General features: G+C 69.8%; 21 protein-coding genes. 10 read left to right on the top strand and 11 right to left on the bottom strand.

Annotated features, from left to right (window positions below; translation table 11 throughout):
- Positions 1-35 precede the first annotated feature (35 nt).
- The 3 genes from PFX98_RS02760 (at position 36) to PFX98_RS02770 (ending at position 2442) form a co-directional block, all read left to right on the top strand.
- Complete coding sequence (locus PFX98_RS02760; RefSeq protein WP_285233643.1) at positions 36-836, top strand: glutathione S-transferase family protein; 801 nt, start codon at positions 36-38, stop codon at positions 834-836.
- Positions 837-1405: 569 nt separating this feature from the next.
- On the top strand, positions 1406-1822 hold the full coding sequence (locus PFX98_RS02765; RefSeq protein WP_285233644.1) for a GNAT family N-acetyltransferase: 417 nt from the start codon (positions 1406-1408) through the stop codon (positions 1820-1822).
- Positions 1823-1917: 95 nt separating this feature from the next.
- A complete protein-coding gene (locus PFX98_RS02770) occupies positions 1918-2442 on the top strand; it encodes a P-loop nucleotide/nucleoside kinase family protein (RefSeq protein WP_285233645.1) in 525 nt (174 codons plus the stop codon).
- 339 nt (positions 2443-2781) lie between these two features.
- Here the strand turns inward: PFX98_RS02770 and PFX98_RS02775 are convergent, their stop codons facing one another.
- Positions 2782-3405: a hypothetical protein gene (locus tag PFX98_RS02775; protein ID WP_285233646.1), complete on the bottom strand. Its 624-nt coding sequence runs from the start codon at positions 3403-3405 to the stop codon at positions 2782-2784.
- 128 nt (positions 3406-3533) lie between these two features.
- Here PFX98_RS02775 and PFX98_RS02780 point away from each other — a divergent pair, with 128 nt between their 5' ends.
- Positions 3534-4805 carry a glycosyltransferase family 4 protein gene (locus PFX98_RS02780; protein WP_285233647.1) on the top strand — a complete coding sequence of 424 codons (1272 nt, stop codon included), beginning with the start codon at positions 3534-3536 and terminating at the stop codon, positions 4803-4805.
- Here PFX98_RS02780 and lplT read toward each other — a convergent pair.
- A complete protein-coding gene (gene lplT / locus PFX98_RS02785; RefSeq protein ID WP_285233648.1) occupies positions 4767-6017 on the bottom strand; it encodes a lysophospholipid transporter LplT in 1251 nt (416 codons plus the stop codon). The two genes, PFX98_RS02780 and lplT, sit on opposite strands and share 39 nt — an antisense overlap.
- Positions 6018-6084: 67 nt before the next feature.
- Between lplT and PFX98_RS02790 the strand changes: the two genes are divergently transcribed.
- Positions 6085-7104, top strand: coding sequence for a transporter (locus PFX98_RS02790; RefSeq protein WP_285233649.1), 1020 nt, complete (start codon positions 6085-6087; stop codon positions 7102-7104).
- Positions 7105-7117: 13 nt separating this feature from the next.
- Here the strand turns inward: PFX98_RS02790 and PFX98_RS02795 are convergent, their stop codons facing one another.
- Entirely contained in the window at positions 7118-7750 is a 633-nt protein-coding gene (locus PFX98_RS02795) for a TetR/AcrR family transcriptional regulator (protein WP_285233650.1), read from the bottom strand.
- Between the two features lie 276 nt (positions 7751-8026).
- Between PFX98_RS02795 and PFX98_RS02800 the strand changes: the two genes are divergently transcribed.
- The 3 genes from PFX98_RS02800 to PFX98_RS02810 are packed head-to-tail and all read left to right on the top strand — an operon-like array spanning position 8027 to position 13926.
- The gene (locus tag PFX98_RS02800; RefSeq protein ID WP_285233651.1) at positions 8027-9265 is read left to right on the top strand and encodes an efflux RND transporter periplasmic adaptor subunit; all 1239 of its coding nucleotides are present in this window, start codon (positions 8027-8029) and stop codon (positions 9263-9265) included.
- A 19-nt stretch (positions 9266-9284) separates the two neighbouring features.
- The gene (locus tag PFX98_RS02805; RefSeq protein ID WP_285233652.1) at positions 9285-12542 is read left to right on the top strand and encodes an efflux RND transporter permease subunit; all 3258 of its coding nucleotides are present in this window, start codon (positions 9285-9287) and stop codon (positions 12540-12542) included.
- A 10-nt stretch (positions 12543-12552) separates the two neighbouring features.
- A complete protein-coding gene (locus tag PFX98_RS02810; RefSeq protein WP_285233653.1) occupies positions 12553-13926 on the top strand; it encodes an efflux transporter outer membrane subunit in 1374 nt (457 codons plus the stop codon).
- A gap of 8 nt (positions 13927-13934) precedes the next feature.
- On the opposite strand, the gene PFX98_RS02815 is transcribed toward PFX98_RS02810, so the two are convergent.
- The 4 genes from PFX98_RS02815 to PFX98_RS02830 all read right to left on the bottom strand — a co-directional run bounded on the left by PFX98_RS02815 (position 13935) and on the right by PFX98_RS02830 (position 18601).
- Entirely contained in the window at positions 13935-16553 is a 2619-nt protein-coding gene (locus PFX98_RS02815; RefSeq protein ID WP_285233654.1) for a helix-turn-helix transcriptional regulator, read from the bottom strand.
- A gap of 32 nt (positions 16554-16585) precedes the next feature.
- Entirely contained in the window at positions 16586-17737 is a 1152-nt protein-coding gene (locus PFX98_RS02820) for a lactonase family protein (protein ID WP_285233655.1), read from the bottom strand.
- Positions 17738-17919: 182 nt separating this feature from the next.
- On the bottom strand, positions 17920-18153 hold the full coding sequence (locus PFX98_RS02825) for a DUF2789 domain-containing protein (protein ID WP_285233656.1): 234 nt from the start codon (positions 18151-18153) through the stop codon (positions 17920-17922).
- Between the two features lie 16 nt (positions 18154-18169).
- Positions 18170-18601 carry an acyl-CoA thioesterase gene (locus PFX98_RS02830; RefSeq protein WP_285233657.1) on the bottom strand — a complete coding sequence of 144 codons (432 nt, stop codon included), beginning with the start codon at positions 18599-18601 and terminating at the stop codon, positions 18170-18172.
- Positions 18602-18735: 134 nt separating this feature from the next.
- Here PFX98_RS02830 and PFX98_RS02835 point away from each other — a divergent pair, with 134 nt between their 5' ends.
- Together PFX98_RS02835 and PFX98_RS02840 are read left to right on the top strand one after the other, a co-directional pair.
- On the top strand, positions 18736-20109 hold the full coding sequence (locus tag PFX98_RS02835; protein WP_285233658.1) for a toll/interleukin-1 receptor domain-containing protein: 1374 nt from the start codon (positions 18736-18738) through the stop codon (positions 20107-20109).
- A gap of 1 nt (position 20110) precedes the next feature.
- A complete protein-coding gene (locus tag PFX98_RS02840; RefSeq protein ID WP_285233659.1) occupies positions 20111-22033 on the top strand; it encodes an nSTAND1 domain-containing NTPase in 1923 nt (640 codons plus the stop codon).
- Between the two features lie 10 nt (positions 22034-22043).
- On the opposite strand, the gene PFX98_RS02845 is transcribed toward PFX98_RS02840, so the two are convergent.
- The 4 genes from PFX98_RS02845 to PFX98_RS02860 form a co-directional block, all read right to left on the bottom strand.
- Complete coding sequence (locus PFX98_RS02845; RefSeq protein WP_285233660.1) at positions 22044-22616, bottom strand: hypothetical protein; 573 nt, start codon at positions 22614-22616, stop codon at positions 22044-22046.
- Between the two features lie 33 nt (positions 22617-22649).
- Positions 22650-23837 (bottom strand): TIGR04552 family protein, encoded by a 1188-nt coding sequence (locus PFX98_RS02850; protein ID WP_285233661.1) that lies wholly within the window; start codon positions 23835-23837, stop codon positions 22650-22652.
- A gap of 66 nt (positions 23838-23903) precedes the next feature.
- Positions 23904-24278 (bottom strand): cupin domain-containing protein, encoded by a 375-nt coding sequence (locus PFX98_RS02855; RefSeq protein ID WP_285233662.1) that lies wholly within the window; start codon positions 24276-24278, stop codon positions 23904-23906.
- 11 nt (positions 24279-24289) lie between these two features.
- Positions 24290-26899 (bottom strand): TonB-dependent receptor domain-containing protein, encoded by a 2610-nt coding sequence (locus PFX98_RS02860; RefSeq protein ID WP_285233663.1) that lies wholly within the window; start codon positions 26897-26899, stop codon positions 24290-24292.
- Between the last annotated feature and the right edge of the window lie 100 nt (positions 26900-26999).

The following is a 26999-nucleotide window of genomic DNA, read 5'->3' on the forward strand; positions in this document are numbered from 1 at the left end:
TACGACATCGAACGCCGCCGCATCGGGAGCAGAGCATGACGCAGGTCCGTCCCATCGTTCACCACATCCCCATCTGCCCCTTCAGCCAGCGGCTGGAGATCCTGCTCAGGCTGAAGGGCGCGGCCGACGCAGTCGAATTCCGCGTCGTCGACATCACCAAGCCGCGTGATCCGGGCCTGCTCGCCAAGACGCGCAAGGTCACGGCGCTGCCGGTGCTGGAACTCGCCGACGGCCGCATCCTGAAGGAGAGCCTGGTGATCCTGCGCTACCTCGAGGACACGCTGGGCGGCCCGCCCGTCGCGCAGCGTGATCCATGGAAGCACGCGATCGAGCACCAGCTCGTGCGCCTGGAAGGCGACTTCGTGGCGGCGGGGTATCGGCTGCTGATGGCGCAGGACGAGACGCAACGCGCGGCCATGCGCGAGGTCATGCTCGAGCAATACGCGAAGCTGAACGGAGCCCTGCTCGAGCACGCGCCGGAGGGCCCCTTCCTGTTCGACTCGTTCGGCTGGGCGGAGACGGTCTACACGCCATTCTTCTGGCGCTTCGAGTTCCTGCCCTACTACGAAGGCTTCGAACTGCCATCGGACGCTCGCTTCGAGCGCGTGCGCGCCTGGCGCGAAGCCTGTCAGGCACACCCGGCCGCCCAGCAAGTCACTGCCGAGCAGATTGTGAAGCTCTACTACGACTATTCGCTCGGCGTGGGCAATGGCGCGCTGCCGGCGGGGCGGCAGCATTCCTCGTTCGTGTTCCAGCCCGACTGGCGCAACCGGCCCTGGCCGCCGCGCGGCAAGCCGCGCCCTGCAGCGACGGACGCGGATCTCGGGCTCGCCTGACCATCAGGCGAGCCGCCCGTCAAGGACCTTCGGGCCAGGCTGGCGACGGCGGAGCGGCATGTCGGCATCGAGGTCGACGGGGCCCTCGAGATCATCGAGCGGGCAGAGCGCTGGCCATGAGAACGGGCGGGTGCCGCTGCTTGAAGGTCGTGGCGGAGGTAGTCGCTAGCTGCAGATTTCTGGTCTGGGACGGGATGGGCGCTTGCGGCCGGGAGCGGAAGTTCGCTCATCCGGCGCAGGAGACAGTTCTAGGCTGAGGGCAGGCGTTCAATGATGACCGCTTTCAGGCCGACAAAGCGGCATAGATCGTGCCGCGGCAGCCCATTCGATCAAGAGTACCAACCGAGTGCGGGGCGATTCAAATGGAGCTGACCGCGTGCCGGTTTCGTCGGTCTGTTCATGCAGTTCGAATTGACGGCCCATTGGTCATAATCCAAAAATGGCGCGGCATGCAGGCCGGGGAGGCGTCCGATGTTATGCAGACAGGTTCGGGTGTTATGCAGCAAATCTGTCGCCCTACAACCTAGTTAGGTCTCACAGTGCCGTCAGTTCTCCATTCAGAGGTTGTCTTGACCGACGAGTTGGCCGCAGTCGACTGGGCTGAGTTGAAACGCGCAGTGGCTGAAGACAACTTCGACAACGGGCGCACACCGGGCGAGTTGGAAACGTCATTCGCAGCCACACCAGTCAGGGTGTTTGCTGTGCGCGAGGGGAAAGTCATCGGCACGGCACGTGCGCTCGCTGATGGGGTGTGCAATGCGTTTGTCGTTGATGTCTGGACGAACAGCGCGTTTCGGCGGCAAGGACTGGCCCGGCGAATGATGGGCTTCCTTGAAGAGCGGCTTGAGGGCCATCACGTCGCGCTCTTCACTGAGCACGCTGTAGGCTTCTACGGCGTGCTCGGTTATTCGGAGGAGCGTGTGGGAATGAGCAAAGTCGTTGGCACGTGGCTTCGCCGAAAGGGCGGGCAAAGAGGCCGCGAGTGAGACCTAACCCCTCCATCAAGCGGACGTCCAAAAGGCTGCTTCGCAGCCTTTGTGCAGACGCCCATGTCTAACGTTAGCCATCAAGCCACATCGCCATGCCCATTGTTCGATTGATTGAAGGGCCCGTAGGGGCTGGAAAGTCGACGTTCTCAGCGTCGCTTGCTACGCGCACCGGCGGCTTGCACATCGCTCTTGACGCCTGGTTTGCAAAGCTGTTCAGCCCAGATCGGCCAACCGGTGATTTCATCCCCTGGTACATGGCGCGAAAAGATCGCCTTCTCGATCTCATCTGGACTCACAGCCAAGCGGTACTAGCCTCTGGATCCGACGTCATCCTTGAGCTTGGCCTTATCCAGCGCCAGCCGCGAATGGACTTTTGTCGCAAGGTGATCGGCGAAGGGTTCGGCCTCATGATCTATGAACTTGATGCGCCAAGAGAAGTGCGCTGGGATCGAGTTCAGCGGCGAAACATCGATAGAGGATCGACGTTTTCCATGATTGTCTCGGAGCAAGTATTCGAACTTGCGAGCAGCATGTGGGAGCCTTCGGATGAGCTTGATCGTGAAGAGTGCGAGATTGAGTATGTATCTACTATTTCCGACAAAGAGAGAGATGGCTAACCAGTCGCTCGAGCCGACTCGCGTCGGCAGGCCGCCGCTCGCGGCTCAGCTTCAACGTTGAGTGTCGGCATTTGGGCTGCGAACTCGGCAATGTGACTGACTGCAACCGCTGCGAAGCAGTCGTCGAGCTTGCCAGCCCAGCCGACTGGATTGCGTCGACAACGCCAACTCCGCGTTTCCCGCCGCAGAGATTCGGCCCCAGCTGACCGGCCAATCCACAGCATGGCGGGCTGGATGGCAGCGCCGCGCTGGGCACCGCTACGTGAAGCCGGCTCCCGGCCGCAAAGGGCCATAGCAGCGCAGGCTTGTCCGACGCCTGCGCATCGCACCCGCCTGTCTTTACTGCCCCTGCCGTGCATGCCCCATCGGGTCGATCAGCTCGCCCTTCAGCAGATGGAGCGGCGCCCTGCGGTAGAGCCAGATGTCGTGGAAGGGGTCGCTGAGGATCTTGCACATCCACACCAGGCCGGTCTGCACATCCTTGAGGATGAAGAGATGCAGGGTGCGGAACAGCAGGCCGCCCGCACCCAGCCACAGCCACAACCAGCCCAGCTGGTGCAGCCATTCGTTGGCATTGGTGGCCGGTGCAAACAGGCCGAACAGGCCCGGCTGCAGATAGAGCGCCAGCGGTGCCGCCACCCACAGCGCCATCAGCACCACCTTGCGCTGCAGGTTGTAGCCCACCTTGATCTCTTCCTTGTACTCATGCGTGGCCTGGTTGACCTCGTCGTAGCCGCGCGGCTCGAAGAAGAAATGGCCGGCCTGGCGCGAGCTCATCGAGACCAGCCAGGCCAGCAGCGCGGCCACCGCGGGGTCGACCAGCAGCAGGCCATAGGCGGCCACAAAGCTCAACGCGCTGAGCAGATGCAGGCTCTGGTTGATGCGGCTGTGGTGGTAGTAGCGGTGGTCGTCCCAGCGCTGGGTGGCCAGCGCCTGTTTGAATGAAGGAGTCTTGTGCGTCACCTGGTGTCCTCTGCATGTCGTGACGCGATGGTGACCAGGGCCGGTGAAATTTCGGTGACGCCACGGTGCGGCGTTCGGCTCAGCCCGTACGTCACGCTGCTGTTGCAATCGCCGCCCATGATGGCCTCATGATGATGCCGATCAAGCCCGCCGCCGATGCCGAGATCGAGGTCGATGAACTGCCGCCGCAGCAGCGCTGCCTGCGCGTGGCCATCGTCACCGAGACCTACCCACCCGAGGTGAACGGCGTGGCGCGCACCGTCGCCTGCGTGGTGGAGGGCCTGCGTGCGCGCAACCATGGCGTGCAGCTGATACGCCCGCGCCAGGCCAAGCCCGACGCGGGCGAGGCGCCGGGCGGCGGCGGCGACGAAGAGCGCTTTCACGAGGTGCTGATGCGCGGCCTGCCGATCCCGCGCTACCCGCATCTGCGCATGGGCATGGTGTCCAAGAAGACGCTGGTGAAGCTCTGGACGCTGCGCCGGCCCGACCTCGTGCACATCGCCACCGAGGGGCCGATGGGCTGGTCGGCGCTGCAGGCGGCGCGCTATCTGAAGCTGCCGGTCTGCTCCGACTTCCGCACCAACTTCCATGCCTACAGCAAGCATTACGGCATCGGTTGGCTGCACAAGCCCATCATGGGCTATCTGCGCAAGTTCCATAACCACACCCAATGCACCATGGTGCCGGACGCGGGCCTGCGCCGCGAGCTGCAGGCGCTGGGCTTCCAGGGCGTGAACGTAGTGGCGCGCGGGGTCGACACCGCCCTCTTCAACCCGGCACGGCGCAGCGAGGCCTTGCGCGCCGCATGGGGCGTGGCCCCGCATGATCCGGTGGTCGTGCATGTGGGCCGGCTCGCGCCCGAGAAGAATCTGGGCACGCTGGTGGAGGCCTTCGAGGCCTTCCAGCGCCTGCAGCCGCGCGCCCGCCTGGTGCTGGTGGGCGACGGGCCGGCGCGCCGCGAGCTGCAGGCGCGCCTGCCCGGCGCCATCTTCGCCGGCATGCGCCATGGCGAGGACCTGGCCGCCCATTACGCCAGCGGCGATCTCTTCATCTTCCCCAGCATCACCGAGACCTTCGGCAACGTCACGCCCGAGGCCATGGCCAGCGGCCTGGCCGTGCTGGCCTATGACTACGCCGCCGCCTCGCAGCTGGTGCAGCCGGGCCTGAACGGCCAGCTCGCCCCGTTCGGCCACAGCCCCGAGTTCCTGCGCCAGGCGGTGGTGCTGGCCGAAAAAGACCCGGCCGCGCTGCGCCGCATGGGTGAAGCCGCGCGCCATTGCGCCGAAGCCCTGAGCTGGGACAGCATCATCGGCAACATCGAGTCGATCTACGGCTCGCTCATCGACGGCCGGCCGCTGCCCTCAGCGCTGCCCCTGCGGGGCCAGGTCTTGCCGGCCTGAGTGGCGGCGACGGCGCAGCAGCGCCAGCATCGCCAGCGCGATCAGGCTGCCGAACACCGTCATCAGCGGCAGCAGCGGCGTGTCCAGCGCCAGCGCGCCGGCATAGGCGGCCAGCATCACGAGGATGCTGAGGTTCTCGTTGTAGCCCTGCACGGCGATCGAGCGGCCCGCCGTCAGCAGCTGGTAGCCGCGCTGCTGCAGCAGTGCATTCATCGGCACCACCAGCAGCCCGCCCACCGCGCCCACCCCCATCAGCATCGGCCAGGCCAGCGCCAGGCTGTCCACCCAGGTCATCGCCACCAGCAGCAGGCCCAGCAGCACGCCCAGCGGCAGCACGCGCGCGGCCCGGCTCATGGGTACCAGGCGGCCGGCCAGGGCGGCACCGGCCACCACGCCCACCGCCACCACCGCCTGCAGATAGGCGCCCTGGTCCAGGCGCAGGTGCAACACCTGTTCCGCCCAGCGCAGCACCGCGAACTGCAGGGTCGCGCCCACGCCCCAGAACAGGGTGGTGACGGCCAGCGAGAGCCCGCCCTCGGCATCGCGCCAGAGCTTGCGGTTGGCGGCCATGAACTCGCGCAGCAGCAGGCGCGGCCGGCGCGAACAGGCCGGGTAGCGCGCGCCGCTGTCGCCCAGGCCCAGCTGCAGCAGCGCCGCCAGGCCATAGGTCAGCAGCAGCAAGGCCAGTGCGGCATGCAGCGGCTGGGCAAGACCTGACACCAGCGCGCCGAACCAGGCGCTCACCAGCGCCCCGCCCAGCACCGTGCCCAACAGGGCCGCACTCACCACCGAGACCTCGATCCAGCCGTTCGCCGCCACCAGCTGGCGCGCCGGCACCAGCTCGGTGATGAGGCCGTACTTGGCCGGCGCATAGGCCGCTGCGCCCAGGCCCACCAGCGCGAACGCGGCGACCGGATGCAGGCCGGCGAACAGGGCCAGCACGCCCAGGGTCTTGAGGCCGTTCATCCAGGCCATCAGCCTGGCCTTGGGCATGGCATCGGCGAGCGGCCCGACAAAGGGCGCCAGCAGCACATAGGAGATCGTGAAGGAGAACTTCAGGAGCGGCGCCCACCAGCCGGGCTGGCCCTGGGCCTGCAGCAGGGCAATGGTGACGATCAGCAGGGCGTTGTCGGCCAGCGCCGACGCGAACTGGGCCGCGATCAGCAGGTGGAAACCGGGCGGCAGTTGTGACGGGCAGCGGGCGGCAGGCATGGGCCGATTGAGCCAGCCCCGCATGCCAGGCTGATGACAGTCACACAAGCTGCATAGACTGCGCGCGATGAACACGACCCCTGCCAGCTACGGCGCCAGCCCCGACGGCCTGATCTGCGGTTACCGCTTCGAGCCCGGCCAGCCCGGCACGGCGATCGACACCGACGCGGCGCTGCAATGGCTGCGCCGGAGCGAGCCCGCCGCCGGCTTTGTGTGGCTGCACTTCAATCTCGCCCATGGCGCCAGCCTGGCCTGGCTGCAGGCCCATACCGGCCTGCCCGAGGACTTCTACCAGGGCCTGCGCGAGGGTTCGCGCTCCACCCGCATCGCCCGCCATGGCGAGCATCTGCTGGGCGTGATCAACGACGTCACCTTCGACTTCAGCTTCGACCCCGAGGACGTGGCCACGCTGTGGCTGAGCCTGGAGGCCGGCCTGGTGATCACGGCGCGCAAGCATCCGCTGCGTTCGGTGGACCGGCTGCGCGCCGCCGCCAAGGCCGGCGAGGCGCTGGCCACGCCGCTGGCCCTGCTGGAGCATCTGCTCTCCGACCAGGCCGACGAGCTGCAGCACATCGTGCGCACCGCCAGCGATCGGGTCGACGACATCGAGGACGAGCTGCTGGCGCGCCGCCGCCTGCAGGGCAGCGATGAACTGCCGCGCCTGCGTCGCCTCTCGGTGCGCCTGCAGCGCCTGCTGGCGCCCGAGCCGGGCGCGCTCCTGCGCGTGGTGGCGAATCCGCCGCGCTGGGTGAATGCGGCCGATCACGACAGCCTGCGGCGCGTCAACGACGAGTTTGCGGTGGTGCTGCGCGACATCGCCTCGCTGCACGAACGCGTCAAGCTGCTGCAGGACGAGGCGGCGGCGCGCGTGGCCGAGGAGAACAACCGCAGCCTCTTCACCCTCACCATGGTGACCGTGCTGGCCCTGCCCATCAACCTGATCGCCGGCCTGATGGGCATGAATGTGGGCGGCATCCCGCTGGGCGAGCACCCGCACGGCTTCTGGCTGGTGCTGGGCCTGATTCTGGGTTTCACCGCCCTGCTGGGCTGGGTGGTGGTGCGGCGGCTGCGCGCCGGCCAGGGCTGAGGCGGGCCCCGGTTCAGCCCGGCGCCGGCCAGGCCCGCATGGCCGCGGCCGCGGTGGCCATCAGGGTCTCGCGGCTGGCGCCGTCGGCGGCCTGCATGGACATGCCGCGCAGCACCGCGACGTAGAAATTGCTCAGCGCCACCGCGTCGGTGCCGGCCGGCAGCTCGCCGCTCGTGATGCCCTGCTCGATGCGGCAGCGCATGCCCTCGTCGGCCTCGGCGCGGCGCTTGGACAGGGCCGCCTGGATATGGGCCGAGGCCTCGGTGCAGTTGGTGGCCGCCATCGTCATCATGCAGCCCTTGGGATGGCAGGGCCGGGTCAGTTCCTCGGCCGATTCCTCCAGGCAGCGCTGGATCGCCAGGAAGGCGCTGGGCTCCTCGCGCAGGGCCCGCATATAGCCGCCACCGGGGCCGCTGGCATAGCGCTCGATGGCCTCCAGGAACAGGCGCTCCTTGTCGCCAAAGGCGGTGTAGAGGCTGGGGGCGGTGATGCCCATGGCGGCGGTCAGTTCGCTGATGGAAGCGGCTTCGTAACCACGCCGCCAGAACACGTGCATGGCCTGCTCCAGCGCCTGCTCGCGGTCGAATGACAAAGGCCGGCCACGGGGCTTGCAGGCCTTGGCGCAGGGGTCTTTGTTGATTTCCATAGCGATCGATAATAAATGTCTTGACGCCTAAAAACAAGGCGACTACATTCCAGCCCATAAACCGTAATGGTCGTTACGGAATCATGAACGGGGAGTTTGCATGTTCGCCATTGTCGTCCCTGCGCGCGGTCGTTGTTGACCCTGCGGCCCGCCGTGCCCTGAAGCCCATTTCGCCGGCACGCTGAACCCTTTCGCACCCTTTGTTCGCCGGAGTCGCGTGACCCCGGTGCAGCCGCCGCTTTGTCCAAAAAAATCCCTGCCCTGGAGTCAGTCACCATGTCTTCACAACACCACGCCACCCAAAGCAAGCGCCGCCTCTGGCTGGCCGGCTCGGCCTTCACCGCGCTGACCGCCCTCACCGCCATCTCGGCCGCCATCGTCGGCCTGAGCCCCGCCGAGGCCGAAGCACCGCCGGCCGCGCCGCCCGCCACCCCGGTCTCGGTGGCCACGGTGCAGGCCTCGGAAGTCGCCACCTGGGACGAGTTCTCCGGCCGCCTGGAGGCGGTGGAGCGCGTCGAGCTGCGTCCGCGCGTGCCGGGCACGGTGCAGACGGTGCATTTCCGCGAGGGCGCGCTGGTGCGCCAGGGCGATCTGCTCATCAGCCTGGACCCGGCGCCCTATGCCGCCGAGGTGGAGCGCGCCGAGGCCCAGGTGGCCGCCGCCAAGGCGCGCGCGCTCTACACCGCCAGCGATGTGGCGCGCGCCAGGGCGCTGTGGGCCGAACAGGCGATTGCCCAGCGCGAGTTGGACGAGCGCAGCAATGCGCAGCGCGAGGCCGATGCCAATCTGCGCGCCGCCCAGGCCGGCCTGCAGGCCGCCAGGCTCAACCTCGGCTACACGCAGCTGCGGGCGCCGGTGGCCGGGCGCGTCGGCCGCCTGGAGATCACGGTGGGCAACCAGGTCGCCGCCGGCCCCAGCGCGCCCCTGCTCACCACCCTGGTGTCGGTGAGCCCGATCTACGCCAGCTTCGACGCCGACGAGCAGGTCATCGCCAAGGCGCTGGGCCAGCGCAAGCAGCTGGAGCGCATCCCCGTGCAGATGGGCACCATGGGCGCCGAGGGCACGCCGCTGGAGGGCCGGCTGCAGCTGATCGACAACCAGGTCAATGCCAGGAGCGGCACGGTGCGCGTGCGCGCCCTGTTCGACAACCAGGACGGCAGCCTGATGCCCGGCCAGTTCGCGCGCCTGCGCATGGGCCAGGCCGGCAAGACCTCGGCCCTGCTCGTCAACGAGCGCGCCGTCGGCACCGACCAGAGCAAGCGCTTCGTCTTCGTGGTGGGGGCCGACAACAAGGCCGAGTACCGCGAGGTCAAGCTGGGCGCGGCGGTGGATACGAAGAGCGGGCTGCGCATCGTCAGCGCCGGGCTGAAGGCGCAGGAGCGCATCGTCGTGAACGGCTTGCAGCGCGTGCGCCCCGGCGCGGCGCTGGCCCCCACCCTGGTGGCGATGGATGCCAAGCCCGAGCTGCAGGCCAAGACCAAGCCGGCTGCGCCCGCAGCCGGCGAGAAGAGCTGAGCCGCAGGAGCACATCCACATGAATCTCTCCAAATTCTTCATCGACCGGCCGATCTTTGCCGGCGTGCTCTCGGTGCTGATGCTGCTGGCCGGCCTGATCGCCGTGCGCGGCCTGCCGATCTCCGAGTATCCCGAGGTGGTGCCGCCCTCGGTGGTGGTGCGCGCCCAGTACCCGGGCGCCAACCCCAAGGTGATTGCCGAGACCGTGGCCACACCGCTGGAGGAGGCGCTCAACGGCGTGGAAGGCATGCTCTATATGGGCAGCCAGGCCACCACCGACGGGCTGATGACGCTCACCGTCACCTTCAAGCTCGGCACCGACCCCGACAAGGCCCAGCAGCTGGTGCAGAACCGCGTCTCGCAGGCCGAGCCGCGCCTGCCCGAGGAGGTCAAGCGCCTGGGCGTCACCACCATCAAGAGCTCGCCCGACCTGACCATGGTGGTGCACCTGCTCTCGCCCAGCGGCCGCTACGACATGACCTATCTGCGCAATTACGCGCTCCTTAACGTCAAGGACCGGCTGGCACGCCTGCAGGGCGTGGGTGATGTGCAGCTGTTCGGCTCGGGCGACTACGCGATGCGCGTCTGGCTCGATCCGCAGAAGGTGGCCCAGCATGGGCTCTCGGCCGGCGATGTGGTGGCCGCGATCCGCAGCCAGAACATCCAGGCCGCCGCCGGCGTCGTCGGCGCCTCGCCCGGCCTGGCGGGCGTGGACACGCAGCTCTCCATCAACGCGCAAGGCCGCCTGCAGAACGAGGAGGAGTTCGGCGACATCATCGTCAAGACCGAGGCCGCAAATGGGTCCACGGCAATCACCCGCCTGCGCGAACTCGGCCGCATCGAGCTGGGCGCCTCGGGCTATGCGCTGCGCTCGCTGCTCGACAACAAGGACGCGGTGGCCGTGCCGATCTTTGCCGCGCCCGGCTCCAACGCGATCCAGATCTCCGACCAGGTGCGCGCCACCATGGCCGAGATCAAGACCCATATGCCCGAGGGCGTCGAGTACTCGATCGTCTACGACCCCACCCAGTTCGTGCGCGCCTCCATCGAGTCGGTGGTGCACACCCTGCTGGAGGCCGTGGCCCTGGTGGTGCTGGTGGTGATCCTGTTCCTGCAGACCTGGCGCGCCTCCATCATCCCGCTGCTGGCGGTGCCGGTGTCGGTGGTGGGCACTTTTGCCGTCATGCATCTGTTCGGCTTCTCGATCAATGCGCTGAGCCTGTTCGGCCTGGTGCTGGCAATCGGCATCGTGGTGGACGACGCCATCGTGGTGGTGGAGAACGTCGAGCGCAATATCGAGGCGGGCCTCTCCCCGCGCGACGCCACCTACCGCGCCATGCGCGAAGTGTCCGGCCCCATCATCGCGATCGCGCTGGTGCTGGTGGCGGTGTTCGTGCCGCTGGCCTTCATCAGCGGCCTCACCGGCCAGTTCTACCGCCAGTTCGCACTGACGATCGCGATCTCGACGGTGATCTCGGCGATCAACTCGCTGACGCTCTCGCCCGCCCTCGCCGCCCTGCTGCTGCGCGGCCACGACGCGCCCAAGGATGCGCTGACGCGCGCCATGGACCGCCTGCTGGGCCGCTTCTTCGCCGGCTTCAACCGCCTCTTCAAGCGCGGCTCCGAGGCCTATGGCGGCGGCGTGCAGCGCGCCATCGCGCGCAAGGGCGCGATGCTGGCCCTCTATGCCGGCCTGGCCCTGCTGACCGTGGGCCTGTTCAAGGCCGTGCCCGGCGGCTTCGTGCCGGCGCAGGACAAGCAGTACCTGATCGGCTTTGCCCAGCTGCCCGATGGCGCCACGCTGGACCGCACCGAGGACGTGGTGCGCCGCATGAACGACATCACGCTCAAGACGCCTGGCGTCGAGCATGCGGTGGCCTTCCCGGGCCTGTCGATCAACGGCTTCACCAACAGCTCCAACTCCGGCATCGTGTTCGCCACCCTGAAGCCGTTTGAAGAGCGCAAGGGCAAGGGCCTCAGCGCCGGCGAGATCGCCGGCGCGCTGAATGCGCAGTACGGCCAGATCCAGGACGCCTTCATCGTCATGTTCCCGCCCCCACCGGTGCAGGGCCTGGGCACCACCGGCGGCTTCAAGCTGCAGCTGGAAGACCGCGGCGGCCTCGGCTACGAGGCGCTGGACCAGGCCGTCAAGGCCTTCATGGCCAAGGCCTACCAGAGCAAGGAGCTGGCCGGCATGTTCTCCAGCTACCAGGTCAATGTGCCCCAGCTCTATGCCGACATCGACCGCAGCAAGGCGCGCCAGCTGGGCGTGGCGGTGACCGACATCTTCGACACCATGCAGATCTACCTCGGCAGCCTGTATGTGAACGACTTCAACAAGTTCGGCCGTACCTATTCGGTGCGCGTGCAGGCCGATGCGGCCTACCGCGCGCGCGCCGAGGACGTGGGCCAGCTGAAGGTGCGCTCGGCCAGCGGCGAGATGGTGCCGCTGGCGGCGCTGATGAAGGTGCAGCATGCGGTGGGCCCGGAGCGCGCGATGCGCTACAACGGCTTCCTCTCGGCCGACATCAACGGCGGCCCGGCCGCGGGCTTCAGCTCGGGCCAGGCCCAGGACGCCATCAAGCGCATCGCCGCCGAGACCCTGCCACCCGGCATCAGCTATGAGTGGACCGAGCTGACCTACCAGGAGATCCTGGCCGGCAACTCGGCGCTGTGGGTGTTCCCGCTCGCCATCCTCTTGGTGTTCCTGGTGCTGGCCGCGCAGTACGAGAGCCTGACCCTGCCGCTCGCCATCCTGCTGATCGTGCCGATGGGCCTGCTGGCCGCGATGACCGGGGTCTGGCTCACCAAGGGCGACAACAATGTCTTCACCCAGATCGGCCTGATGGTGCTGGTGGGGCTGTCGGCCAAGAACGCGATCCTGATCGTCGAGTTCGCGCGCGAGCTCGAGTTCGCCGGCCACACGCCGCTGGCCGCGGCCATCGAGGCGGCGCGCCTGCGCCTGCGCCCCATCCTGATGACCTCGATGGCCTTCGTGATGGGCGTGCTGCCGCTGGTGCTGGCCAGCGGTGCGGGCTCGGAGATGCGCTCGGCGATGGGGGTGGCGGTGTTCGCCGGCATGATTGGCGTGACCGCCTTCGGCCTCTTCCTCACGCCGGTGTTCTATGTGACGCTGCGCCGCCTCACGGGCAACCGCCCGCTCAAGCTGCATGGCGAGGTGCCGCATCTGGAGGCCTTTGCCGGCACGCCGGAGCTGCATCTCAGCGCTGGCGATGCCCGGCCCCTGCCGGCCGCACCGCGCCACCCAATCGACTGAGGAGCCCATCATGAGAAACAGACTAACGCCCTTGTTGTCGGCCCTGCTGCTGGCCGGCTGCGCCAACCTCGCCGTGCTCGAGCCCCATGCCATGCCGGCCACGCCGGCCGCCTTCGCGCATGCCGGCGCGGCCGGCCAGCCCAGCGCTGCGGCAGACGCCTGGTGGCAGGCCTTTGGCGACCCGCGGCTCGACGCCCTGACCGAACGCGCGCTGGCCCACAACACCAGCATCCAGCAGGCGGCCGCGCGCCTGGCCCAGGCCCGCGCACTCCTGCGCAACAGCGATGCGGCGCGTGCGCCGCAGCTCAATGTGAACGCGGGCGCCGCGCGCCAGGGTGGCGATGCCGCACGCGCCACCGGCACCGCCGGCACCCAGCTCACCGCCGGTGTGAGCCTGGCCTACGAGATCGATGTGATGGGCCGGCTCAGCCAGGCCAGCCAGGCCGCCAGCCTGGACGCGCAGGCGCGCGAGGCCCTGCTGCAGGCCACCCGGCTGCTGGTGCAGAGCGATGTGGCGCAGGCCTATTTCGCGCTGCGCGCGCTCGACGCCGAACGCGCGCTGATGCGCGACACCGTGGCCGCCTACCAAGCCACGCTGCTGCTCACCGAGAAGCGCCACGCCGCCGGCGACATCGCTGAGCTGGACGTGGTGCGGGTGCGCACCGAGGTGGCGGCCACCCAGGCACAGGCGGTCGCGCTGGAACGCCGCCGCGCCGAGCTGCTGCATGCGCTGGCGCTGCTGGCCGGCGAGCTGCCTGGCAGCCTGGAACTCGCCGAAGCCACCTGGCCCGAGGCCCTGCCGCAAATCCCCGCCGGCCTGCCCAGCACGGTGCTGGCGCGCCGCCCCGATGTGCAGGCGGCGCAAGCCAGCCTGCGGGCCGCGCAGGCGCGCCTGGGCGTGGCGCAGAAGGCCTGGTTCCCCAGCCTGGCGCTCACCGCCTCGGCGGGCGGCGCCTCGCCCGAGCTCTCTGATCTGTTCAAGTCATCGGCCGGGCTGTGGGGCCTCAACGCGCTGCTGAACCTGCCGCTGCTGGACGGTGGCCGGCGCGCGGCCGGCGTGGAGAGCGCGGCGGCCCAGGCCGATGCCGCCGCGGCCAGCTACCGCGAGCAGGTCCTGCAGGCCTTCAAGGAGGTGGAGGACCAGCTCGTCGCGCTGCAGACCCTGGCCGAGCAGGCGCAGCTGCAGGCGCGGGCGGTGAGCTCGGCCACGCGCGCGCTGCAGCTCTCGGACGCGCGCTACCGCAACGGCCTGGTGAGCCAGCTGGAGCTGCTGGACGCGCGCCGCAGCGAGCTGAGCCTGCGCCGCCAGGCCCTGCAGCTGCGCGCCGCGCAGTACCAGGCCACGGTGGGCCTGGTGAAGGCGCTGGGCGGCGGCTGGGGCTGAGCCCAGCCTCAGTCGCGCGCCTGCGTCAGCCACCAGGCCGCGGCCTGGCCACGGCTGGCCAGGCCCAGCTTGGTGAGGATGTTGGCGACATGGCGCTTGACGGTGTGCGGGCTCAGGTCCAGCTCGCGCGCGATCAGCTTGTTGGCCGTGCCACGGGCCATCAGGGCCAGCACCTCCTGCTCGCGCGCGCTGAGGCCCTCGGTCGCGGCCGGCATGGCCGCGGCCGCCGGCGCCGGGCTGGCGGGCTCGCCCCAGGCGCGCAGCTGCGCCAGCGCCGCGGCGGGCAGCGCATCGCCCCAGGCCAGCGCGGCCAGCTCGCGCAGGGCCGCCAGCGCGAACAGCGCGCCGCCGGGCTGGGCCTCCGCCAGGCAGGGCAGCAGCAGGCTGGCGGCCGCCGCCAGCTGCTGGCGCCGCGCCAGCAGCAGGGCCAGGCGCACACGCACCTCGGCCACCTGGCCATACAGGTCGAGCGCGTTCTCGTCGCCGAGCGCCTCGCGCCAGCAGGCCTCGGCCTCGGCAAAGCGGCCCTGCAGCCAGGCCAGGCTGCCGCGCAGGCCCCAGAGCGGATGCAGGCGCTGCGGCGTGGTGTCGCTCAACACGGGGCTCAGCGCATCCAGGCGCTGCAGGCGTTCGGCCAGGCCGGCCGCATCCGCGCAGCTGGCCGAGATGCGCGCCGCCAGGAACAGGCTGTGCCACATGCCCCAGTCGCCATAGCCGCGCGGGTGCTCCTGCAGGCGCTGCCGCATCTGCGCCAGCGCCTGCTCATGCTCGCCCTGCAGCAGCGCCAGCACGGCGCGCAGGGCCAGGCCATGGTGGCGCGCGATCGCCTGCTCGCCGGTCCATTGCGCATCGGCCTCGGCGCGCGCCAGCAGTTGGCGGGCATCGTCCAGCCGGCCCTGCCAGGTCTGCAACCAGGCCTGCGTCAACAGCGCCAGGCCGCGCAACGGCAGCGGCTGGTCGCCCACCACCGCCAGCGCGCCCTCGGCCCAGCGCGCCAGCCAGGGCGAGATGCCGCGGCACAGGGTCTGGCGCGGCGGCGGCACGGTGGCAAACCACAGGCCCGGTTCGAGCTGGCGCTCCAGCTGCTTCACCAGCTCGGCAAAGGCCGGCGCCACCGCGTTGAAGTGGCAGGATTCCAGCGCCAGCCAGGTGCGCGCCAGCGCCAGCGCGGCCTGGGTCTCGAGATCGTCGCGGCCCGCCGCCTCGATATCGGCCTCCGGCTCGGCCACCAGCTCGCCGGCCTGCGCCAGGCGCCCCAGCGCCACCAGGGTGATGGCGCGATGGGCGCGGGCACGGCCGGCCTGCAGCGTCGCGCCGCGCGCGCTGAACAGGCGCTCGGCCAGGGCCAGATGGTGCTCGGCCTGGCGGCTTTCCCAGCTGGCCCAGTCCACCATGCCCTGCACGCGCTGCAGCTCGGCGCTGCTGGCGGCCAGGTCGGCCGGGAACTGCTGGCACAGGCGCCGCAGGATCTCGACGCCGCCGCGCTGCGGCGCGATGCCGGGGGCGGCCTCCAGCAGGGCAGCGGCCGCCTGCTGGTGAGCGCCGGCGGCCAGCATCAGGCCCTGGCGGCGCACCGCATCGGTCTCCACCGCGGCGGCGCGCAGCAGCAGCGCCGCCTCGTCCTGCGGGCGCTCCTGGCGCAGGCGGTGGCGCAGCGCATCGCGGAACAGGTCGTGCAGGCGCAGCGTCGGCTGCGCCTCGTCGATCAGCACCGCGAACAGGCCCTGGCGCTGGATCGCCTCCAGCCAGCGCGCCGGCCGCACCTCGCCGCTGACGGCGGCACAGCGCGCCGGGTCCAGCTCCTGCAGCACCGAGGTGTCGAGCAGGAAGCGGCGCAGCTGCGGGTCCAGGCCCTCCAGCACCTCGCTGGTGAGCAGCTCGAAGGCGGCGCGGTCGATGCTGGCCTCGCTGCGCGGCTCGCCGCTGAGGGCGCCGCTGAGCGCCAGCCGCAAGCCGGCCGGCCAGCCGGCGCTGCGCGCATGCAGCTGGCGCGCCGCCGCCTCGCCGAGGCCCGCGGCGCACAGCAGCTCGCAGCTCTCGGCCTCGCTGAAACGCAGCTGGGCCTCGCCAAACTCCACCAGCGCGCCGCTGCCGCGCAGCCGCGCCAAGCGCAGCGCCGGCGCCTGGCGCGCCGTCATCGCGAGGCTCCAGCGCGGGCTCAGGTATTGCAGCAGCAGATCCAGAAAGCGCAGCACCGGCTCGCTGGCCAGGTGCTGCACATCGTCCAGCGCGATCACGCCATGCGGCGCCTCGCAGGCATCCAGCGCATTCGCCAGCGCCGCCACCAGCTCGGGCAGGGCCTCGCCGCGGCCGGCCAGGTCCAGCAGATGCTCGGGCGCGACGCGCCAGGGCGGGTCGTAGGGTTCCAGCGCGCTGAGCAGGCATTCGATCAGCTGGCGCAGCTCGTCGCCCGCTTCCAGCGATACCCAGACGCGCGCCCAGTCGGCCGGCTGCTGCTCCAGCACGCGCGCCAGCAAGGCGGTCTTGCCAAAGCCGGCGGGCGCGCTGAGCAGCACCGCCTGCGCTTCGCCCAGGGCCTGGGCCAGCATTTGCTCCAGGGCCGGGCGGGCCAGCAGGGTGGCGCCACGCAGGCGCGGGGGGCGGATCTTGGAAGCCGGGATCACCATGCCCGGATCTTAAGAGCCCCCGCGATGCCGCCTCAGTTCGCCGCCAGCCCCGCCGAGCCCATCGGCAGTCCGCCCACCGCACCCAGCGGCATCAGCGCGCCGTCGTGGCCGATCTTGAACGAGACGATCTGCAGGGCGCGCGAGGCCAGCACATGCAGTTGCTGGCCGTCCGGCGTGGCCGCGGCGTCGAGCGCGCCGGCGTTGGTGCCGGTGAGGCCGGCCTGCGCCGCCATCAGGCTGATCGCGCCCTGGGGGCCGATGGCATAGCTGCTGATGCTGCTGCTGCCGGCGTTGGAGACATAGGCATAACGCCCATTGGGCGTGACCGCCACCCAGCAAGCCGCGGTCTGGGTGGTGGGCACGGGGCCACTCACCAGCTGCGGGCCCTTGAAGGGATGCTCGCCGAGGCGGTAGGACGAGACCGAGCTGGCGCCGGCGGCGCCGCCCTGGGCCTCGCTGACGATCAGCTGGTCGCGCTGCGTGACGGCGAAGCCGAAGGGCGTCTGGCCGGCCGAGGGGGTGAGCAGGCGTGCGCCCAGGCTGCCATCGCGGCGCACCGGGTAGGAGCTGAGCACATTGGTGGCGCGCTCGCTCACCACCAGCACATCGCCGTCATGGTCGAAGCCCAGTTGGCCGGGTGCGGTGCCGCCCGCGGCCGAGAGGCCGCGCACGCCATCGGCCAGCGGGCTGAGCATGCCGCGCTGGTTGCGGAAGCCCGCCACATTGCCGCTGCCGCCGGCGTTCAGCACATAGACCAGGCCGTCGTTCTCGGCCACGCTGGTGGGATTGAGGCCGCCCGAATCGACCACCGAGCGCAGCACCAGGCCGGCATGGCCCAGCTCGAAGGTCGAGAGCGTGTTGGAACGCGCGTTCACCACGAACAGGTAGCGGCCGCTGCTGCTGAGCGTGACCGCGCCCTGCGAACCCAGGCCGGCACCGCTGCCCAGGCCCTGGGTGGGCACGCGGCTCATCAGGGTGGCCGGGCCGGCGGCGGCGCGGGCATAGACCAGCACCTCGTTGCCACTGGCGGCATTGGTGCTGGTGAAGATCTTGCCGTGGCGCAGGCCACCATCGCCATCGGCGTCATGGTGGGCCAGGGCGGGTGCGGCCAGGCCGGCGGCGGCCATGCCCAGACTCAGCAGGCGGACGAAACGGCGGCGCTGAAGAAGAGCAGTGATTTGCATAGGGGTCTCCGATGGGTGGGGCTGCAGGGCAGGCTGCCGTGCATGCATGCTTGCCGGTAGCAAGCGCCCCGGCCACCGTCGGTCGCCCCGGGTCATCGGATCCTTACGAGTGCACGCGCCACGCAAACCGGTGACAGCGCAGGCGTAATGAAAACGCCGCCGTCACGACTAAGGCGCGGGGATCAGGCGCGCAGCGCGGCGTTCAGCTGGTCCACCACCTCGGCCCAATCGGCATCGCCGGCCAGCTCTTCGCGCAGCAGTGTGGCCTGGGCGGGGCTCCAGAACGGCGCATCGGCCAGCAGCATGGCGGGCGGCAGCGGCGCATGCGTGCGCACGAAGCCGGCGATCGCGGCCGCGTCATTGGGCAGGCCCAGCTGTGCAAACAGTTCGGAAAAACGGTGGAAGGACTTATCCATGATGAGTGCACTCCTCTCAGGCCACCACAGCCGCCAGGTAGATATCGCAGAACGCCTCGGGCATGCGCCTTGCGCGCCCGCTGCTCAGCTCGATGCACACCAGCTCCCAGCGGCCGCGCAGCACGGTGGCGCCATCGTGGTCGCGCCGCAGCTGGAAGCGGCGCTCCATCGTCAGCTTGCCGTCGCTGGCCGTCAACCAGGTGGCGAGGGTCAGGTCTTCACCCAGCAGGGTGGGCAGCAGATAGTCGTAGCTGCCCTGGCGTATCGCCATCGCGCGGTCCAGCCGCCGGTAGTCGTCCAGGCTCAGGCCCAGCGCCTCCGAATGGGCCCAGGCCACCTGCTCGCACCATTGCACATAGACGGCGTTGTTGGTGTGGTTCAGGCCGTCGATATGTCCGGGCTGCGGGCGCAGCGCCTGGGTGAAGGGCTGCGGAAGGTCCCAGTCCATGGTGTGCTCGAGCTGTCTCACAGGCCTCCATTGGAACCGATTGCGCGCGCGCCATGTGGCGGGGCGGCCCACCCCTAGTTTGTCGAGCGCCCGGGGGGCCTGCCGGGCCATGGGGCCATGCGAGACTGGCCGCCATGACCGAACAAGACTGGAAGCGGCTGCTGCGCCAGGTGCGTGAGGGCTTGGTGGTCCCGGTGGTGGGCTCGGAACTGCTGCGGGACGAGGCCGGCCACAACCTGCTCAGCCTGGCCGCGCAGCGCCTGCTGCAGGGTTACGGGCTGCAGGCCGCCGAGCCCGAGCTGGCGCCCTTTCTGGCGCTGCCGCGCGCGGTGGCCCAGGTCCATCTGATGTGCCAGACCGATCTGCAGGACCTGTATGCCGAGGCGCACGACGCGCTGGAGGCGGTGCTGAGCGAGCACCAGTACCAGGCGCCCGTCGCCCTGCAGCAGCTGGCCGAGATCAGCGACTTCAAGCTCTGGGTCAGCGCCACCCCGGATGATCTGCTGGCGCGCTGCCTGCGCCAGCGCGGCGCGCTCACCGAGGTGGTGCATGCGCCCAAGCTGCCCACCAATGAATGGCAGGACCTGCCGCCGGATTGGTCCAGCCGCGGCGGTGCCCACCTGCTCTATCTGTTCGGCCGCGCGCGCGCCGCGCCGCTGTTTGCCGCGCATGAAGAGGACGTGCTGGAGTACGCGCACAACATCCTGACGCGCGGCAGCCAGGTGCCCACCGCCTTTCTGGGCGCGCTGCAGGAACGCAGCCTGCTGCTGCTGGGCTGCAGCTTCCCCGACTGGCTGGGCCGCTTCCTGCTGCGCGTCACCAACAAGAGCCGGCTGTCGGAGAAGACCAAGCGCGAATGGCTGGTCGACCGCCCCGACGCCGAGCAGGGCGGGCTGACGCATTTCCTGCGCGCCTACAGCCGCGACACCGAGCTGTTCAGCGATCTCGAGCCCAGCGCCTTCGTGGCCGAGCTGCACCGCCGCTGGAAGCTGGAGCAGGCCGCGCCCAAGCCCGCCAGCCTGCCCAACCCTGCCGAACCGCCACCGGCCGCGGTGTTCTTCGTCAGCTACTCGCGCGGCAGCGACCAGGCCGCCGCCCAGGCCCTGGTGCAGACCCTGCGCGACCTGGGCGCCAGCGGCCCCGCGGATGTCTGGTTCGACATCAGCACGCTGGAGCCGGGCGACAATTTCGCGCAGCGCATCTTCGACGGCATCGCCGGTTGCCGCTACTTCGTGCCGTTGATCTCGCGCGGCGCCGAGGCGCGCGACGAGGCCTTTGTGTTCCGCGAGTGGCGGCGCGCCAACGAACGCGCCGAGGGCATGAACCGCGACTTCATCCTGCCGCTGATCGTCGACGCGGAGTTCCAGCCCGAGCGGCTCTCGCACGTGATCAGCCGCGGCTGGCGCGAGCACCTCGATCTCGGCCATGCGCCCGGCGGCCTGCCCAATGAGCGCACCCGCCAGCGCCTGGAGCGCCTGTTGCGCGAATCGCGCCGCCCGCTGGTCTGATATGCAGAACCCCGCCCTCGACGCCCAGCACCCCTGGCCCGGCCTGGCCGCCTACGACGAGGCCGGCGCGCCCTTCTTCAAGGGCCGCGACCCGGAGGCGCTGCAGCTGCTGCAGCTGGTCAAGCTGGCGCCGGTGGTGGCGCTGTATGGGCGCTCGGGCCTGGGCAAGAGCTCGCTGCTGCGCGCCGGCCTGTTCCCGCGCCTGCGCGAGGCCGGCTACCTGCCGGTCTATATCCGCCTCGACCACCGCGCCGATGCCGCCAGCGTGCTGGAGCAGATCGCCCTGTGCCTGGAAGCGGAAATCAGCGCCCGCCAGCTGCATGCGCCGCCGCGCGCACCGGGTGAATCGCTGTGGCACTGGCTGCACCGCAAGGATTTCGAACTCTGGACCGCCGACAACTGGCCGCGCATACCGGTGCTGGTGCTGGACCAGTTCGAGGAGCTGTTCGCCCATGCCAGCGGCGCGCGCCTGCAGGGCGTGCTGGCGGCGCTGGCCGACCTGGTGGAGAACCGCCTGAGCGCCGAGGTGGCCGGCCAGCGCGATGCCCTGCAGGGGCTGGACAGCCTGAGCCAGCGCTACCGCCTGCTGTTCTCCTTCCGCGAGGACTATCTGCCCGAGCTGCGCGCCTGGGCCCAGCATGTGCCCTCGCTGCTGCGCCACGAACTGCGCCTGGAGCCGATGCGCGCCGAACGCGCCGAGCAGGCGGTGGCCGAGGCCGGCGGCGCGCTGCTGGCGCCCGGGGCCGCCGCGGCGATCGCGCGCTTCGTCGGCGAGCAGAGCGCCGGCCAGGGCCATGATGCGGTGGAGCCGGTGCTGCTGAGCCTGACCTGCGCGCAGCTGGCGGCACGGCGCCAGGGCGCACTGGTGGACCAGGCCCTGCTCGACAGCATCGGCCACGACATCCTGGAAGGCTATTACCGCGACGCGCTCGCCGGTCAGCCCGAGTCCCTGCACCGCTTCATCGAGGACCATCTGCTGCAGGGCAGCCGCACGCGCGGCAGCTATGCCAAGGCCGAGGCGCTGGCCCAGGGCTTCATCACCGAGGCCCAGCTGGAGGCGCTGACTTCGCAATGGCGGCTGCTGCGCGTGGAAAGCCTGGGCCATGTGGACCGCATCGAGCTGATCCACGACCGCCTGGTGGACGTGGTGCGGCTGGCGCGCGACCGCCGCGTGGCGCAGCAGGCGGCCGAGCAGGCGCGCGCGGAGCAGCTGCGCCTGGCCGAGCTGGAGAACGCACAGCGCCTGCGCCGGCGCAGCCAGCTGGCGCTGCTGATGGCGGCGCTGGCCGGCGGCACGGCGATCTGGGCCGTCAGCAAGAAGGAGGCGCTGGAGACCAGCATCGCCAACGAGGCGAAGGCCAAGCGCGAGGCCGAGGCCGCCGAGGCACAACGTCAGAGCCTGCAGGCCGAGGCCGAACGCAAGCGCCTGGCCGAGCAGCAGGCGCGGCGCGCCGAGTACGGCTGGATCGCCGAGCCCGCCGACGCCGGCGAGCAGGCGCGGCTGCAGCGCGTCAGCGACCAGGCCCACCAGGCCATCAAGCGCATCGACCAGTCGACCACGCCCGCCGATGTCGAGCGCCGCCGCGCCACCACGGTGGAAGTCTGGACCAAGGAGCTGGACGAGACGCGCGTCAAGGTGGGGCTGTTCACGCTGGGCTTCCAGGTCGTCAGCCGCGCCGGCAGGGTCACCGACATCGCCACCAACATCGTCTGGTACGGCCAGGCCGCGGCCCGCGAGGATGTGCAGCTGGTGGCACTGGCGTTGCTGCGCTCGGGCGTGCAGCTGCGCGCGGTGCGGCCGATGCCGGTGGAGCTGGCGCGCAGCCGCTCGGCCTGGATACAGGTGGGCGCCGACCATGGCGTGCAGGAGCGCGCGCCGCTGGCCGTCGAGGCCGTGGCCTCAGGCAGCGGCATCGAGACCTGAGCCGGGGCCCTCAGCCCTCCACCACCATCTCGCGCTCGAACAGTTCCAGCGCCGCCTTGCCGACCTGCTGGGTGTCGTACCAGGCATAGGCGCTCACGCCGGCCGCGCCGACCAACGGCATCCAACGCGCCACGCTCTTGCCGAGCGCGCGTTCGCTGAGCTTGAGGCCGATGCTGGTGGCGATCTGCTTGAGCACGGCCGTGGTGGCGGGCCGCACCAGCACGCGCTCGCCCACGCGCACGATCAGGTCGCGCAGGCCCTGGGCCGCGGTATGGCGGAACAGGCAATAAAGCATCTGCGCCTGGCCCAGCTCGGCGCTACGGCCATACAGCGCCGCGATGTCCGCCACCAGCTGCGCCTGGATGCGCCACACCGCCATCATCTCGGGCAGGATGGTCAGCCAGCCCAGCGGGCCGGGCGGCAGGGCCAGCGCACCGGCGGCCGCGGCGGCCTTGGCGGCCGCCTGCTGGCCCAGCTTGCGCGCCGCCACGGCAGGATGGGCGCTGGCGGGCTGGGTGGAGTCGGGGCGCTGTGCCACCAGGGCGAGCACGGCGGTGGCAAGGCGGCTATCGGGCTGGGACATGGGGGCGGTGGGCTGGCCGAGGCGGCGGAACCCTCAGTGTGCCAGCAGCCAATCCAGCAGCTCGGCCCCCAGCACGCGCCGCCGCGCGCTCTCCACCTGGCGGCGCTTGTAGGCCTCGTGACTGGCCGCGCCCTGCTGGCTCTTCTCGAAGCTGGCGCCATCCAGCAGCTGGATCTCATAGGCGAAGAAGAAGCTGGTGCCGCCGCCGTTGGCGATCGGGCCTTCGGTGCCCTCCTCCGCGGCGCTGGCGCTCTCCGGCGGCAGGCCCAGCGCCGCCGCCGGCAGGTGGATCATCTTGCGCACCGTCAGCTGGATGCTCTGGAAGTCCGCCGCGCTGTGCGGGTTGTCGCGCTGGGTCTGCTGCTGCGAGATGCGCGCCAGCTCGCGGTCCATCTGCTGCAGCACCTGCTGCGGATAGCCCTGGCAGCGGTCGATCTCGGCGCGGTGGCAGTTGAACACCTCCTTGGCGGCGCACAGATCGACCAGGGTGTTGCGCACGCGGCTGATCTCCAGATTGGTCAGCGTCACCAGATGCGCGCGGCGCAGCAGGTCCAGCGCCAGCAGGCATTCGATGCGCGTGTTGAGCGTCAGACGCACGCCCAGGTGGTCGTGGATGTCGGCGGCCACGTACTCGGGCTTTTGCAGCAGCTTGACCAGGATGCTGTGGCGCCCCTTGTTGCGCTTGCGGTCCACATGCAGCAGGGGCAGGCAGATCAGGCCATCGGTCAGGTACTGCTGTTCGCCCTCGACCTGCAGCACCGCGTCCAGGCCGGCGAACACCTGCTGGCGGATCGCGTTGAAGTGGCGCAGCTTGAGGTTGTTGTCGATGTAGAACAGGCCGTGCATGACCTTGAGCAGGGCGCAGGCCCACAGCCGCGTCGGCTCGAAGCGATGCGCGCGCTGCGAGGCCAGCACCAGCAGGCGCAGCGGGTCGGCGTCGTCCTCCAGCTCGGCGGGCAGCAGCCCCTGCTGATCGGGGCCGAGGAACTGCGCCCGCACAAAGGCGATCGCCTCGCGCTGGATGCCGCGCAGATAGTCCAGCACGCCGGGCTGGTCGATGTCGTAGCCGTACTCGCGCGCGAACTGGCGCGCGTCGCCCAGATTGCGCAGCGCCAGGGCCCCCATATCGATCACCGACACGCCGCGCGTGATCGCATCCAGATAGGTCCAGTTCAGCGAGAAGCGCTGCTGCGTCTTCAGCGTGGCCTGCAACTCGTCCATGGGGCTTGGTGGTAGCGCTGTGCCGAGCATACGCCTGCGGCACAGCGCCCGCCACGCCCCCGGAACTCAGCCCGCCGGCTCGAAGCCGAAGGCCCGCTCGTGCGCATAGACGAGCTTGCAGTCCTCCAGGTAGCGGGCGTCATGGATGCGGCCGGCCGCCACATAGCCGGTCTGGCCGGCCTGCAGCGTGACCGGCTCGCCATCCGGCCGCAGCGCTCCGCCCTCGCGGCGGTAGAACTGGATGCGCATGCGGCCCTCCACCACCACGGTCATGTCGTGGCCGGGGTGGCTGTGCGGCGGCTCGCTGCTGCCGGCCTGCCAGCGCTCCAGCATCACCTCCACGCCGTCGGGGTTGGCGGGCACGCAGGTGCGCAGGGTGAAGCCCGGCGGCGTGCCGGGCGCGCTGACGTGGTGGTCCCAGATAGGACTTTGCTGCGACATCGTCAATCTCCTCAGAAGCTGTAGGTGGCCGAGATCTGGGCGTTGCGGCCCAGGATGGGGCGCGCGTAGTAATAGTCGCTGCCCGCCGGCGCCTGCACAAAGCCCGAGCGTGGGTTGCCCTCGGTCAGGCCGATGGTGTTGGTGAGGTTGCGCACCGCAGCGTTCAGCGTGAGCTGCGGCGTGATCTCGTAGCGCAGGCTGAGGTTGATGGTCTTGTAGGCCGGCAGCTTCACCGAGTTGGAGACATCGGCATAGCGCATGCCGATGTAATGCCAGGCCAGGCTCAGCTCGCCCTTGTTGTCGTTGAAGTAGACGCTGGGCGCGATGGTGTAGTTCAGATTGGGCGTGCGCTCGGGGCGGTTGCCGTTCCAGCCGGTGGCCTCCTTCAGCAGCGCGTCGAGATCGGCGCCCGAGCCGCGCACCACGCGCAGGTTGTTGACCGTGAACTTGGATCGCTGCACCACGCCGGTGGCGTTGAACTCGAACCAGTTGATCGGCCGCCAGCTCAGCTCGAACTCCAGGCCCTTGGCATTCACGCCCTGCAGCATCTCGATCTGGGCGTTGTCCACCTCGGCGCCGTTGGGATCGCCCTTGAAGTCGGCCTTGTAGAAGGTCAGCGTGCCCGAGTAGTTCCGGCCCTGCATGCGCATGCCCAGTTCGGCAAACTGGATCTTGGTCACCGGCAGCTCGCCGGTGGACTGATAACTCTTGGCAAAGCGGCCGTAGAGCGCGATGTTGTCGTTCAGCAGGTAGTTGCCGCCGATGGTCCAGGAGGGTTCGTTCCAGTCGTTGCGCACGGCGGTGTACTGCCCGTTGGTGGGATAGGCGAAGTAGTTGTTGGCAATGATGTTGTCCACATCGCAGGCCGCATCGCCCAGCGCGGCGCGGTCGCAGCCGGGCTTGAAGGCGCCGGGGATGGGCGTGAACTCGTCATAGCCGGCCTGCTGGCCGCGGTAGCGGAAGCTCTCCAGGCGCACGCCCGCATCCAGGCGCAGCTTGGAGCTGAGCTTGAACTCGTCGTTCAGGTAGTAGGAGAGCGAGCGGGTGCGCGCGTTGCTCAGGCCATCGCCCCAGGTCGAGTACTCGCGTACGCCGTTCTCGGTGTAGGAGCCCACCACCTTGCCGCTGGGGTCCAGCGCCACCAGATCGACGCGGCGCGCGTGGTTGCGCACATCGCTGACGAAGCGCGCCGTGGCCGGGCTGCCGCCCTCGCTCTTCACATTGAAGGCCAAGAGGCCCAGGGCCAGGCTGTTGTCGGGCGTGTTCCAGCTCAGGCGCATATCGTTCACCACCTCACGATTGAGCTGCTTGTCGGCCTGCAGCACGTTGTCGGAGAGCAGGCCGTTGCCGTTGAGCGCATTCAGCTGCGCGGGCGTGGAGAGCACCTCGCCGGTGGAGACGATGCGGATGGCCGGCGTGCAGGCGCCGCCGCAGGCCGGGCCGAAGCGGTCCAGCATCTCCTGCACATAGCCGAACTTGGCCGGGTTGAGGCGGTCCACCGCGGGGCGCAGGCTGTTGTTGCTGGACGAGAACACCACGCTGGCGGTCACGTCGGCATCGGTGTAGCGGCCCTTGGACGAGAACTTCCAATCCGGCGCGAGGTTCTTCTCGAAGCTGTAGCCAATGGCCGTGGCCTTGACGTGGTAGCCGTCGCGCGAGTCTTCGAGCTGGCTGAAGCTGCCGGGCACGAGCGAGGTGCGCACGTTCTGCACGCCGCTGTCCAGGCCGATCATGGTGCCGTAGTTGGCGTCCAGGCCCGGCAGGCTGCGCGGCTTGTCCTTGCCCACCACCGGGATGGGCAGGTAGAAGGTGTTGTGGTCGTTCACCGCCTTCAGGTTGACGCTCCACTCGCCGCCGTCGATCTGCTTGCCGAGATGGGCGCGCACCGTGCCGCCGAAGTTGGCGGTGAACTCGGGGTTGCGCACGCCATCGTCGCGGCGGTAGAAGCCCGAGACGCCGCCGAACCAGCCGTCGCCCAGCCCGCCGGCGTAGCGCAGGTCGACGCGGCGCTGGTTGTAGTCCGACAGGGTGAGGCGCGCCGCGCCCTCGGGCGCGCCCTTGTTGCGGTAGGTCAGGAAGTTGATGGTGGCGCCGGCGCCATTGGTGGTGAGGATGGCCGAGGTGCCGCCGCGCACCGCCTCCATGCGGTCCAGCCCCAGTTCCTGGTGCAAGAGGCCATCGGCCGTCCAGCTCGGGTAGTAGAAGACCGGCAGGCCGTCTTCCTGCAGCTGCACCCAACGCTGGTTGCCGCCCGACATGCCGCGCACCGAGTAGTTGTTGGACATCTCGCCGCCCGAGGCCTCCACATACATGCCGGGGATCAGCTCCATCGCCTCGGCGGTGGAATGCGGCGCCTTGCGGTCCAGCGCCTCGCGGTCGGCCAAGGTCACCGCCACCGAGGATTCGCGCACCGTGCGGATGCCGGTGCTGCCGGTCACCACCACGCGATCCAGCTGGTTGGCGGCTTCCTCTTTGCTTTTCTTGTCTGCGGCCGGCTCGCCTTGCGCCATCGCTGACAGCATGGTCAGCTGCAGCAGCGCTCCGGCCAGGCAGGTGGCGCGCAGCTTGAAACGATTCAATTCCTGGCCGCGTTGCGGCCGCACGTTGCTCTTCTTCGTCATGCTCTTGTCTCCGTTGTTGTAGCGATCAGATGGCGGGCAAAGCGAAGCCCCTGCAGGGCCGAAAAAACCGACCTCGCATGCATGCTTCGGGTGGGGACGG

Origin of the sequence: Paucibacter sediminis, from assembly GCF_030254645.1 — a bacterium.
GTDB classification, from domain to species: Bacteria; Pseudomonadota; Gammaproteobacteria; order Burkholderiales; family Burkholderiaceae_C; genus Paucibacter_B; species Paucibacter_B sediminis.

Coding starts and splice junctions, on each gene's coding strand:
- PFX98_RS02760 (WP_285233643.1), top strand. CDS start 36: ATGACGCAGGTCCGTCCCATCGTTCACCACATCCCCATCTGCCCCTTC.
- PFX98_RS02770 (WP_285233645.1), top strand. CDS start 1,918: ATGCCCATTGTTCGATTGATTGAAGGGCCCGTAGGGGCTGGAAAGTCG.
- PFX98_RS02780 (WP_285233647.1), top strand. CDS start 3,534: ATGATGATGCCGATCAAGCCCGCCGCCGATGCCGAGATCGAGGTCGAT.
- lplT (WP_285233648.1), bottom strand. CDS start 6,017: ATGCCTGCCGCCCGCTGCCCGTCACAACTGCCGCCCGGTTTCCACCTG.
- PFX98_RS02790 (WP_285233649.1), top strand. CDS start 6,085: ATGAACACGACCCCTGCCAGCTACGGCGCCAGCCCCGACGGCCTGATC.
- PFX98_RS02795 (WP_285233650.1), bottom strand. CDS start 7,750: ATGGAAATCAACAAAGACCCCTGCGCCAAGGCCTGCAAGCCCCGTGGC.
- PFX98_RS02800 (WP_285233651.1), top strand. CDS start 8,027: ATGTCTTCACAACACCACGCCACCCAAAGCAAGCGCCGCCTCTGGCTG.
- PFX98_RS02805 (WP_285233652.1), top strand. CDS start 9,285: ATGAATCTCTCCAAATTCTTCATCGACCGGCCGATCTTTGCCGGCGTG.
- PFX98_RS02810 (WP_285233653.1), top strand. CDS start 12,553: ATGAGAAACAGACTAACGCCCTTGTTGTCGGCCCTGCTGCTGGCCGGC.
- PFX98_RS02815 (WP_285233654.1), bottom strand. CDS start 16,553: ATGGTGATCCCGGCTTCCAAGATCCGCCCCCCGCGCCTGCGTGGCGCC.
- PFX98_RS02820 (WP_285233655.1), bottom strand. CDS start 17,737: ATGCAAATCACTGCTCTTCTTCAGCGCCGCCGTTTCGTCCGCCTGCTG.
- PFX98_RS02825 (WP_285233656.1), bottom strand. CDS start 18,153: ATGGATAAGTCCTTCCACCGTTTTTCCGAACTGTTTGCACAGCTGGGC.
- PFX98_RS02830 (WP_285233657.1), bottom strand. CDS start 18,601: ATGGACTGGGACCTTCCGCAGCCCTTCACCCAGGCGCTGCGCCCGCAG.
- PFX98_RS02835 (WP_285233658.1), top strand. CDS start 18,736: ATGACCGAACAAGACTGGAAGCGGCTGCTGCGCCAGGTGCGTGAGGGC.
- PFX98_RS02840 (WP_285233659.1), top strand. CDS start 20,111: ATGCAGAACCCCGCCCTCGACGCCCAGCACCCCTGGCCCGGCCTGGCC.
- PFX98_RS02845 (WP_285233660.1), bottom strand. CDS start 22,616: ATGTCCCAGCCCGATAGCCGCCTTGCCACCGCCGTGCTCGCCCTGGTG.
- PFX98_RS02850 (WP_285233661.1), bottom strand. CDS start 23,837: ATGGACGAGTTGCAGGCCACGCTGAAGACGCAGCAGCGCTTCTCGCTG.
- PFX98_RS02855 (WP_285233662.1), bottom strand. CDS start 24,278: ATGTCGCAGCAAAGTCCTATCTGGGACCACCACGTCAGCGCGCCCGGC.
- PFX98_RS02860 (WP_285233663.1), bottom strand. CDS start 26,899: ATGACGAAGAAGAGCAACGTGCGGCCGCAACGCGGCCAGGAATTGAAT.